The organism is Calothrix anomala FACHB-343, assembly GCF_014696435.1.
GTDB lineage: Bacteria > Cyanobacteriota > Cyanobacteriia > Cyanobacteriales > Nostocaceae > Aulosira > Aulosira anomala_A.
This window is the reverse complement of record NZ_JACJQG010000022.1, coordinates 1-12203: the sequence shown is the minus strand read 5'-3', so window position 1 is coordinate 12203 and position 12203 is coordinate 1. Positions and strand designations below refer to the sequence as shown.

The 12203-nt window shown below is 41.2% G+C and carries 7 protein-coding genes; 4 read left to right on the top strand and 3 right to left on the bottom strand.

Annotation, left to right across the window (positions count from 1 at the left end; genetic code table 11):
• Positions 1–70: 70 nt before the first annotated feature.
• On the bottom strand, positions 71–325 hold the full coding sequence (locus H6G08_RS14340; protein ID WP_190543524.1) for a hypothetical protein: 255 nt from the start codon (positions 323–325) through the stop codon (positions 71–73).
• A 1037-nt stretch (positions 326–1362) separates the two neighbouring features.
• Between H6G08_RS14340 and H6G08_RS14335 the strand changes: the two genes are divergently transcribed.
• Both H6G08_RS14335 and H6G08_RS14330 read left to right on the top strand, forming a co-directional pair.
• Positions 1363–1920 carry a single-stranded DNA-binding protein gene (locus H6G08_RS14335; protein ID WP_190543521.1) on the top strand — a complete coding sequence of 186 codons (558 nt, stop codon included), beginning with the start codon at positions 1363–1365 and terminating at the stop codon, positions 1918–1920.
• 372 nt (positions 1921–2292) lie between these two features.
• On the top strand, positions 2293–4173 hold the full coding sequence (locus H6G08_RS14330) for an ABC transporter ATP-binding protein (protein WP_190543518.1): 1881 nt from the start codon (positions 2293–2295) through the stop codon (positions 4171–4173).
• Positions 4174–4267: 94 nt separating this feature from the next.
• Here the strand turns inward: H6G08_RS14330 and cdf31 are convergent, their stop codons facing one another.
• Positions 4268–5161: a CDF family zinc efflux transporter Cdf31 gene (gene cdf31, locus H6G08_RS14325; RefSeq protein ID WP_190543515.1), complete on the bottom strand. Its 894-nt coding sequence runs from the start codon at positions 5159–5161 to the stop codon at positions 4268–4270.
• A gap of 543 nt (positions 5162–5704) precedes the next feature.
• On the opposite strand from cdf31, the gene H6G08_RS14320 reads away from it, so the two are divergent.
• Entirely contained in the window at positions 5705–6229 is a 525-nt protein-coding gene (locus H6G08_RS14320) for a hypothetical protein (RefSeq protein WP_190543512.1), read from the top strand.
• Positions 6230–6300: 71 nt separating this feature from the next.
• Here H6G08_RS14320 and H6G08_RS14315 read toward each other — a convergent pair whose 3' ends face one another.
• On the bottom strand, positions 6301–6828 hold the full coding sequence (locus H6G08_RS14315) for an SH3 domain-containing protein (RefSeq protein ID WP_190543509.1): 528 nt from the start codon (positions 6826–6828) through the stop codon (positions 6301–6303).
• A 699-nt stretch (positions 6829–7527) separates the two neighbouring features.
• Between H6G08_RS14315 and H6G08_RS14310 the strand changes: the two genes are divergently transcribed.
• Positions 7528–11478, top strand: a complete 3951-nt coding sequence (locus H6G08_RS14310) for a DUF8508 domain-containing protein (protein WP_190543505.1) — start codon at positions 7528–7530, stop codon at positions 11476–11478.
• Positions 11479–12203 lie beyond the last annotated feature (725 nt).

Sequence of the window (12203 nt, the reverse complement as noted above, 5' to 3'; positions counted from 1 at the left end):
CAACATTCAAGCTCAAACCTGCAAATTTCCAGATAAAAACCGCAACGTTCAAGCTCAAACCTGCAAATTCCTAGATAAAAGCCGCAACATTCAAGCCCAAAGCTGCAAATTCCCAGATAAAAGCTGCAACATTCAAGCTCAAAGCTGCACATTTCCAGATAAAAACCGCAACGTTCAAGCTCAAAGCTGCACATTTCCAGATAAAAACCGCAACGTTCAAGCTCAAAGCTGCAACCTTCACCCTCAAAGGCTCAACCTTCAGCCTCACCTCACCAAAAATTGTGTCTCCCTCATCTGTGTTATCCCCACAATCCCCAATCCCCAATTATCAAAAATAATTCTTGCCTTATTCCACAACTATAATGGTACAATTATACTACTCAGTTGTAGAATTCAATGCTTGCTCTAGTCAGGCGAAGGGTGCGTTAGCATCCATCGCTTGGCTTTTATGGTGAAGTACCAACACTTCTGCAAGCAGTAAGTGTTGGCTTCCTGTCTCATCTGCCATTGCTCTGTTAGGAACATTGTGAAAACAATGTGCGTTACCAAAAACGCTCTGAGCCTTACATGGCATCTCTGTGGTTTCCCCCTTTATCTGGTCAAAGCCAGAACCCAGGCAGCCGCCCTGCTTCCCAAGGCAGTTTAATTTGTTAATCCGAGAATTTACATGGAGTGTGCCTATGCGTCCCAGTGGCAAATTCTCTTCCCCCTTACTCACGCTAGTTACTACGAGGCGCGTCGTACCGCTACTTCGTTTTGTTTACAGCCGTGTGGGTGGGTCAATGACCATTTATATATTACCATAGCTATGTACATAATGTGAACATATTTATGGAAAAGAAAGACCTACATATCCGCATATCTTCCAGGAGACATGATAAGCTCAAATCTTATGCACAGGACAAGGAAAAGACGGTTACTCAACTTATTGAAGACTGGATCGATAGGCTGCCAAGCCAAAAAACTGGTGAGGCAGTTCGAGTCTTGGCGGTTTCCGTCGAGTCGAAACTGCCGAACCCGAAGGGCGATTCCTCCTCGACCCCACTCCCTAATCAACCTAACGGTTGATAATGGTCGGAGGTCAACTCGTCATTGCCCAAAAATTCATCTCCGAAGCCTCCCGTTCCGGGTAGGCGAGAGGCTTCTTTTTGATCAAGCGAAAACTGTCTAAATATAAAGAATGTATATTAAAAAATGCCAAGGTTAACAATATATAGATAGTAATTAACGCTACACAGCAAAACTTGAAACCAATCGCCAAAATATAGATTTAAACTCAAAAACCTTTTTGCCATCAGGCTTTTGTAATTTTGAATTGGTATCACTTCTCACTCAGCAAGTTCAATTATCAGGAGGATTTTAATGAATAGCTGCGTTTTAATGGCGGAAATCATCCAAGAACCACAACTACGCTATACGCCAGATCAATTGGCGGTAACGGAAATGTTGGTGCAATTTCCCAATTCCCAAAAAGCAGAAGATGCACCAGCGACATTGAAAGTAGTCGGTTGGGGTAACTTAGCGACAGAAATTCAGCAAAACTATCATCAAGGCGATCGCGTTATTTTGGTAGGAAGATTAGGGATGAATACTATCGATCGTCCCGAAGGATTTAAAGAAAAACGCGCTGAATTGACAGTACAGCAAATTCAAAACATCGGTGGTAGTTTCAATCTGCACACACCACCAGTCACAGAAACTTACTCTCGCCCCCCAGCTAGCGCCCCTGTCGCCTCAACTCCACCCCAAACAACTGCGGCTAATTACGAATCACCTCGTCCCGCACCAGCCCCAGCTACACCAAAAGCTAACGTTCCTCCTAGAGTCAGCAATCCCGAACCTGCACCTCAACCAGCAACCTTTGAACGGACTACTTATACCCCAGTAGAAGAACCGAATATTGATGATATTCCCTTTTAGACTTGCTAAATCCTCGACTTGTTGAGAGCTACAAGCGACGAATCAGGGGTAAGATCTATCGCTTAACCAACAAATCGCCGTCACCCTAGAAGGGTGCGGCTAATCGCACAAAGCCCACCTTTGTGGGCTAAAGAATTCAGCCCACGCAGGTGGGCTTTGTAACAATAGCCCCAGGCTTCCAGCCTGCGGGCGATATGTCGGGTAAGCAAGAACACTGTTTGTATCGCTATTATTTGCCAGCAGTAGCCCTGAAGAAGTTGGATATCTGAGCATAACTAATATTTTTATTGATTCTTTTGTAATTGAGAACCGATCGCTTAAAATCACTGTTACACTCCAAATAACTATTGGCAAAACTTATAACTAACTTCCATGACAGCAACTATCCTAGAGGTTCGTAATCTCCAAGTTGAATTTTCCGGTGATGGTAACACCCTCAAAGCCGTTGATGGAATTTCCTTTCAACTCAATCGAGGAGAAACTTTAGGAATAGTTGGCGAATCGGGAAGTGGTAAATCAGTCACCTCTCTAGCCATCATGGGTTTGTTGCAGAATCCGGGGAGAATTAGTGGCGGGGAAATTTTGTTTCACGCCCAGGAGAATGCACCAGCAATTAATTTAGTAGAGTTACCGCCCCAAGAAATGCAGCTTTATCGCGGCGGTGACATCGCGATGATTTTCCAAGAACCGATGAGTTCACTCAATCCGGTTTATAACATTGGCTTTCAGCTAACAGAAGCAATTCTGCGACATCAAAAAGTCTCAGAAAAAGAAGCGCGAGAAATTGCGATCGCAGGTTTGCAAGAAGTGAAACTTCTCCCCAGTGACGAGCAAATAGCACAGCAATATCTTGATACTTGGAGTCAAACTAATTCCCAATACCCCAAGCCAGAGGGACGTAAACTAGGCGAATTGGTAGAACAGCATAAGCAATCTATTTTAGAACGCTACCCTCACGAACTTTCTGGAGGACAGTTACAGAGAGTAATGATTGCAATGGCAATTTCCTGCAATCCATTATTATTAATTGCTGACGAACCAACTACAGCTTTAGATGTCACCGTACAAGCGACAATTTTGGAATTAATGGCAGAATTGCAGCAAAGCCGGGACATGTCCATGATTTTCATCACCCACGATTTAGGATTAATTTCCGAAATTGCGGATAAAGTCGCGGTGATGTATCGTGGCAAAATTGTTGAATATAATACCGCGACAGAAATTTTCAGCAATCCCCAGCATCCCTATACTAAAGGTTTAGTTGCTTGCCGTCCTACATTGACGCGCCATCCGCAAAAACTCTTGACAGTTTCTGACTACATGAATGCAGAGGAAACATCTACAGGAGAATTAGTAATTCAAGAGAAAGTACCCTTAGCACCGCTAGAAGTTACCAGAGAAGAGATAGTTACCAGATTAGCTGAACTCAACGAAAAACCACCTCTGCTACAAGTCCGCAATCTCAAAGTTGGCTTTCCTGTTAAAGGTGTGTTTGGCGGAACAAAACGCTACAATATGGCAGTAAATAACGTTTCCTTTGATGTTAAACCAGGGGAAACGGTGGGATTAGTTGGTGAATCAGGTTGTGGTAAAACGACTTTAGGAAGAACCATATTACGGTTAATAGAACCGATGGGTGGTGAAATTATTTTCGAGGGACAAAATATCACCCAACTCAAAGGCGAACCCTTGCAAAAACTCCGCCGGGAAATGCAAATAGTATTTCAAAATCCCTTTAGCGCCCTCGATCCAAGAATGAAAGTAGGGGACGCAATTATGGAACCCTTAGTCATTCACTCTGTCGGCAAAACCAAGCCACAACGGCGAGAAAGGGTAGTTGAACTGTTAGAACGGGTGGGATTGAGTGCAGATGCAATTAACCGCTATCCTCATCAATTTTCCGGCGGTCAGCGTCAACGAATTTGCATTGCCCGTTCTCTAGCATTAAATCCCAAATTTATCATTTGCGATGAATCGGTTTCCGCATTGGATGTATCAGTACAAGCGCAAGTATTAAATCTGCTGAAAGAATTGCAATCAGATTTTCAGCTGACTTATATTTTCATTTCCCATGACTTAAGCGTCGTCAAATTTATGAGCGATCGCATTTTAGTCATGAATCGCGGTCAAATAGTCGAAGAAGGTACCGCCGAAAGCATCTACCGCGAACCCAAAGAAGAATACACCCAAAAACTCATCGCCGCCATTCCCACAGGTAGCCCGGAACGGCGGCGGAATCGCCTAGCTTCTTAGGAAGCAGGGCGAGCGGAGGGTGCAGAGGAAGCAGAGGAGGCAGAGGGGTAAATAAATGCCCAATGCCCCATGCCCAATGCCCAATGCCCAATGACTACTTTTCAAACGTAATCGCCTCAGATTGATAAGCTGGCGGTTCTACGTGAATGAGAACGCGCACCGGTCGGAAACGTTCTTCAAGTTGTCTTTCTACTTCTTCGGTGATGCGGTGGGCGGTGTCTACGTCAGCAGCAGCGACTATTAGATGCATTTCGATAAAAACTTGACGACCGAGAACCCCACGCGAAGCAATATCATGACAGTTAATTACCCCAGGTACAGAAAGAGCGATCGCATGAATGGCTTCTGGCGCGATCGCCATTTCATCGACTAATGAAGGTAAGTTATCTTTTAATACTGACCAACCACTCCAAAACACCAACACAGCCACAGGAAAAGCTAAAACTATATCTAACCATTGATAACCTAGCGATACCCCAACTAAGCCACCCATAACGGTAATCGTTACCCACACATCACTCATGGTATGTGTCGCATCAGCAATCAAAATCGGGCTATTTACTCGCTTTCCTTCGTTGCGTTCGTAAAATGTTACAAAAATATTTACGCCCAACACAATTAGTAATAACCATAATTCTGCTGTGGAAATTTTCACAGGTGCGCCACCTTTAATAATGCGTTCAATTGCACCTTGGAGAATTTCAAAACAAGCTATGCCTAAAAATGCAGAAATTCCCAAAGCACCCACAGCTTCAAATTTTTGGTGTCCGTAAGGATGTTCGCGATCGGGATGAGGTGAAGAAAATTTACTAGTAACTAATCCTAAAACATTGTTAGCGCTATCTGTCACGCTGTGCAAGGCATCAGCTAGCAAGCTGAGAGAACCTGTTGAGTAACCGACAAAAGCTTTTAATGCCATGACAAACAGGTTTAATAATAAGGTGATAATTAGAACCTTGCGTACCACCGCGCGGTTATCGTAGGTCATAAATTATTTTTAACATCAAATTCTACGTTGTTTTATTAAAACTCAAATTGTAATTAATGTGTATCAAACTATTTTTGATTAAAAGATACATCTCTCTACAGACTAAATTTTTTTAATTTATTTATTGAGATTATTTCTAATTAACAGTTTGTCAAAGCTGAGGATTTATTAGTATTTCGTTTCTGACTTATAGCCAATTAATATCAACAATTTAATTTTTAATTTCTCTGACTTTGCGGAGATTCGCGTAAATTTATACTTTTGTGACTTCTAATTAGACTAATGGCGATAAACATAACTACCTTAAGAAGGAGTAAAGGTTTTTACCTTTAACATTTAAGATTTCCCCTTCTTTAAGCCGAAACTCTGCCAAAAATTTGATTGAGCGCACAAAGTTTGAGAATATTGTTGTTGAGATTCCAGCTTGTAGCGAGATGAACTTCCTAGAATAGTTAAAGCATTAACTATCTCTCTGAGTAATCAATCTTGTTATCAAATGTCCCACTCATTAAAAGATTTGGAAATATAAATTTAGGAGAAAAAATGCCAAAACTGAGTATCAAACAGAAAAACTGGTTGCTGTCTGCACATGTTAGTTTCGCCGCACTTTGGACAGGAACCGTCTTAAGTATGTTTCTTTTATCACTAAGGAATATGCAAGCTAATAAGGGGGATGCTCTCTATGCAATTAACTCAGCAATTAATTTACTGGATGATTATATTGTAATTCCCTCAGCGATGGGTGCAGTTATCACAGCAACGTTTCTTTGCTGGACAACAAATTATGGATTTACCAAATTCTACTGGGTGATTGTCAAGTGGATTTTAACAACTGGATTGATTATATTTGGCACATTCTGGCTATATCCTTGGGGAAATACAGCAGAAATTATTTCGGCGCAAGAAGGATTGCAAGCGTTTAAAAATTCAATCTATTCTTTTGATACTAGAGGAGTTTTGATTGGATCTGTAATTCAATTTCTTTGTCTTGTTGTCATCATTGGAATTTCAGTTATTAAGCCTTGGGGAAGGCGAACAATCAAAGAAAAACAAGAAGCTGTTAGTTAATAGTCAATGGTCAATGGTCAATAGTCAATAGTCAATAGTCAAATGTTTTCTTTACCCCTCTAGTTTATTAATTAAGAACAAGTAGTTAGTGCTGCGCCACATTGATCTTCTCTAGTTAACCAACCTTTAATGCCTTTATATTCTATTAGCGCCCAGCCTCCTTGACAGCCTAATAAATTCACACTTGTACTAGAGGGAACTCGCAGGATTACTTGGCTATTTTGATTAGTTTTGGCATAAAGCCTCACACCTTTAGTACCATAGCCTGTTGTCGATAAACCTAACTTTGGTAAAGACACCCAACCAGTACCTTTATAACCAGCACTAGCATTAGTAATTCTTGCCCAATTTGAAACAACTGCAATTACATTAACAGTTTCGTTTACAGGCACTTGTCCTAAAATTTTATTTTGCATACTTGGGCCTGTACGCACATTTAAAGCTTGCCCAGATGAGACATCAACATAAGCATAAATATTACACTTGGTAGGAGTTTTTGTTTTTGCTAATACCATTTGATTGGCTATACCTGTGTTGATAGTTACACTGGCACATATAAGTGCTAATCCGGTAGATATTTTCAATAGTTGATTATTCATGTTTTTTTCTAAGATATGTCAATATTAGGACACCAATATCAACATTGATGTCTTATTTATAACTCATATTTTAACTCATAAATTTCTGCTTAAATCAAGCATAATATCTACTAGAAATTTATTTTAAAAACTAAGTATAAATCATATATTTTTTGAAAAAATATATATTTTGAATAATTTTTTTCAATTTTTATTAAGAGTATTCAACTATCAAGATATCCAGCCGTTTTGGCTAGTGAGTAAATAATTCGTAATTCGTAATTAGTAATTCGTAATTACTAAATTCTGAAGCAGAGGTAAGTTGCTTATTTTTTAATTTCTAATTCTTGAAAGAATTATTCCTGTTTTTTATAGGAATTATGCAAGTGTAACAAAAAATGACAGTTTTTTCTGTATTGAGCGGCTCTATCCCTTATTTTCTGGACTAAATTTATCTGTTCGAGAGGCTCTTGCTTCCTTCCTTGCAGGAGTACAGTATGAGCTTAAAATAATATGCCGATTGTGTAATTCCTTTTTTAATTAACAAAATTTACCAATTCATAGTTTATTTTTAACCTTGATTCAGTACATTTGTTGTGAATATTTAGACTTAGAAAAATATTCTGCAAAAACTATTACTTCTCTTCAATATTTAGTTCCTAATTTAGCTGATTTTCCAGTTAAATCCATCTAAAAACAACTGTTAAGGAGACAATTCTCATGGCTTTGACAACAGGGGATATTGCTTTTATATCCTTCAATGCAGATGAAGATGGCTGGTCTATTGTGACATTTGTAGACATACCAGCTAATACAATCATTTACTTTAACGACAACGAAGCTACAAGTACAACTGCCTTTAATACTGGTGAATCAGCATTTCAATGGGATACGGGAGCTAACACGATTGTAGCTGGAACTGTAGTTCGTTTTAGTGCAATTGACGCAGCTACTCGTGCGGCATCTATTGGTACATTTACAGTTGTTGACGGGAGTAATATCGCACTGAGTGCGACTAACGAGACTGTATACGCCTATATTGGCACTAGTGCTACTCAACCAACCACATTTTTGACAGCAGTATCAACGGAGGGATCGACAAATCTCACTCCTGCGGGACTAACTAATGGAGTAAATGCGATCGCACTCACCAATAGCACTGACTATGCTGAATATAATGGTTCACGCACTGGTCAAAGCAGTTTCGCTGACTACAAAGCACTTGTTTTTAATAGTGCTAATTGGACAATTGATACCACTAATGATTATTCTACGGCAGTTCCTAACACCACAAACTTTGCCATTACTGGTGGAACTCCCACAGTCAATTTATCAGTTAGTAGTAATTCTGGTTCAGAGACCGAACAAACAATTATTACTGTAACGGCTACTGTTTCTAATACTGTTTCCGGCAATCAAACTGTGAATTTGGGTGTTACAGGAACGGGAATTACCACAGGAGACTATACCCTGAGCAATAGCGTCATCACCATCCCCAATGGTGCAACTTCTGGTTCTGTCACCTTTACTGTTGTTGATGATGCTGTGTTTGAAGGTACGGAAACTGCAGCAATCACGATTAGTAACCCATCCTCAGATATTACTTTGGGTAGCACTACTACTGTGAATATTGCGATCGCAGATAACGATTCTGCACCCACTACCCGGATTCATGAGATCCAAGGTGCAGCCCATCGTTCTCCTTTAGTCGGGCAAAATGTCACCAATGTACCAGGTATTGTTACTGCCGTAGCTAGCAACGGATTTTACTTACAAGACCCCAACCCCGATAATGACGATCGCACTTCCGAAGGTATCTTTGTCTTTACTAGTTCCGCTCCCACAGTTGCAGTAGGCGATTACATCCAGGTGAGTGGTAGGGTTTCTGAATTCCGTCCTGGTAACAACCCTAACAACCTGACTAATACGCAAATTACCAATCCCACAATCAATAACCTATCTTCCGGTAATGCCTTGCCTGCTGCTACCATTCTCGGTAATGGTGGTCGTACCATCCCCACAACCGTAATTGAAAACGATGCCACCAATGTAGAAACCAATGGCACCTTCGATCCGGATAGCGATGGCATTGACTTCTATGAAAGTTTAGAAGGAATGCGGGTGCAAATCAATAACCCGATCGCCACTTCACCCACTGCAAACTTTGGGGCAGGATCGCAGGAAATTTGGGTATTAGCAGACAATGGTGCAAATGCAACTGGGCGCACAGCTCGCGGTGGTAGTCTAATTAGTGCCTCAGATTTCAATCCTGAGCGGATTCAGATCGACGATCTCAATAATGCCCTAGTGCTACCTGATGTTAATGTTGGTACGCAACTTAGCAATGTTGTTGGTGTAGTTAACTACGACTTTAGCAACTATGAAGTTTTAGTCTCGACTGCGCCTACAGTAGTACAGAACAGTACTCTTCAAAAAGAAGTCACGAATTTAACTCCTACTGTTAACCAACTAACAGTTGCTACCTTCAACGTTGAAAACCTCGATCCTGGTGATGGTGCTACCAAGTTCAACAACTTGGCGACTAGGATTGTGAATAACTTGAAATCTCCAGACATTATTTCTCTGGAAGAAATTCAAGACAATAACGGGGCAACGAATGATAGCGTAGTTGATGCCAGTGTTACTTACCAAACATTAATTAATGCGATCGCAGCTGCTGGTGGCCCCACATATCAATATCGCCAAATTGACCCAGTAGACGATACTAATGGCGGTGAACCTGGTGGTAATATCCGCGTGGGTTTCTTATTTAACCCCAATCGTGTCAGTTTTGTAGAGCGTCCTGGCGGTACTTCCACCGCCAATACTACAGTCAGCAATATTGGGGGAACTGCTACACTTTCTGCTAGTCCTGGTTTAGTTGATCCGACAAACTCCGCTTTTAATAGCAGTCGGAAGCCGTTAGTTGGTGAATTTACTTTCAACGGTCAGACTGTCTATGTCATCGGTAATCACTTTAACTCAAAAGGTGGCGACCAGCCTTTATACGGGCCGAATCAACCACCAACACTCACCAGCGAAACACAGCGCCAGCAGCAAGCCACAATAGTCAAAGACTTTGTGCAGAGTATTTTAGCTATTGACCCTAATGCTAATGTGGTTGTCGCAGGTGATTTGAATGATTTTGAGTTTTCCAATCCCCTAAATACCCTCAAAAATGCCGGACTTACTGCTTTAATTGAAACTTTACCTGCAAATGAGCGTTATACCTACAATTTTGAAGGTAATGCTCAGACTCTGGATCATATCTTGGTAAGTAACAACTTATTCAATAAACTCGACGGGTATGATGTAGTACATATCAATTCCGAGTTTTCCGACCAAGATAGCGACCACGACCCCAGCGTCGCTAGATTTAATTTCCCAGCTAATCAAGCACCAACAGCAGTTAACTTGAATAATCAAGTTAATAGTATCAATGAAAATAGTGATACAAGTAGCAGAGTACAAGTGGCAGAAATTGCGATCGCCGATGATGGTTTAGGTACAAATAACCTCAGTCTAACTGGTACAGATGCGGCTTCCTTTGAAATCGACAATTCTGTTTTGTATCTCAAAGCCGGAACCATTTTAAATTACGAAAGTACATCCAGCTACAATGTCACCGTTGCAGTAGACGACACCTCTGTTGGTAATAATCCCGATGCGACTGCTGGCTTTACTTTGAATGTCGCCAACGTGAATGAAGCGCCAATTGCAAACAATGACAGCGCTAATACTACTGATACTCAAGCGATCGCTATTAATGTTTTGGCAAATGATAGCGACCCCGATAATGACACATTATCTATCAGTAATTTCACCAATGCTGCTCAAGGTTTAGTCGTTAAAAACGCGAATAATACCTTCACCTATACTCCCAATATCGGCTTCTCTGGTACTGATAGCTTTACCTACACTGCTAGCGATGGTAAAGGTGGTACAGCATCAGCAACCGTAAACCTGACAGTAAACCTGGGTAGTAATACAATTACTGGTACATCTGGTAAAGATAAACTCACAGGTACTAACAGAGACGATATTATCTTGGGTCTAGCTGGTAACGATACCCTCAAAGGTGGTAACGGCAATGATACCCTGTATGGCGGTCAGGGACAGGATAATATTCAGGGAGAAAATAATAATGACATTCTCTACGGAGATGATAACAACGATACCTTAGTTGGCGGGCTGGGTAACGATACCCTATACGGTGGTAGTGGTAACGATCAGCTGCAAGGCGGAGATGATAACGACATCCTCTATGGTAATGATGGCAAAGATAAATTATTGGGCGGTAATGGTAATGACTTGCTAGTAGGAGGTCAAGGACAGGATACTGTAACTGGTGGTGCAGGTAACGATAGTTTCTACTTAACTCGTAATAGCGTTGGTGAATTTGATAAGCTTACCGACTTTCTACCAACTGTAGATACTATCGTCATCTCCAAATCAGAATTTGGTTTGAGCCAAGATATAGGTACCCTAGATCCGAACTTGTTCAGACTAGGTACAAAGGCTACCGCAGCTAGCGATCGCTTTATCTACGATATCAGCAAAGGTAACTTATTATTTGATGCAGATGGAATTGGCGGTACAGCCCAAATTCAAATCGCCCAGTTAACGAACAAAGTAGCGCTTACTAGTGGCGATATTAGTGTAATTGCTTAATATCTCCCCCAAACAGCCAGAGAATCATTTCTCTGCCTGATAAGCTAATCAGCTTTTAAGTTGCACAATCCATTGTGAGGGCTGTTGACTGTTGACAGTTAACAGCCCTTATTAGTTGTTATCCAATTTAGACGCGCACAAGTTTTTCAAGTTCAGGGTTTGAAACTGTAACTTGAATTCTGAACAAACCTCCCCATTCTTACCCATTTATAGGTAGTGTTTGCCAGCTATGATATGATGAAAATAGGTAAAGCCGCCGTTAAATCGGACGGTAAGCAGTACTTTACCTATTTTTTGGGACAAGACAACGCCTAATAAGCGTTGAATCAACAGTCTGCAACAATTAGTGCAAGTAATCCCAAACTTGATGGATGGGATAGAGGAGCCAGCGCCGTGGGCGGGTTTCCCGACTTGAGGCGACTGGCGTGGATTGCCGTTTATCCCTGTAGTTTTAGGACTTTGGACTAAGATTACAAACATAGTTGTCTAGTATTGTCTATCTTTGAGTAGCTTTGTACAGATTTCTATGAACGGTTTTAGCTATTTATCTAGCACGAGTGATGAAAGTAGAATAAGTAGCAAACTTGGGAGCATCCCAATTTTGACGCAATACCCTCAAGGGTATTGCTATACCAACAAAGCCTGCCTTCGCAGGCTAAAAGTTTGATAGCCTGCGAAGGCAGGCTTCGTATTTCTAGCCCCACCCTTATAGGGTGAGGGCGTTT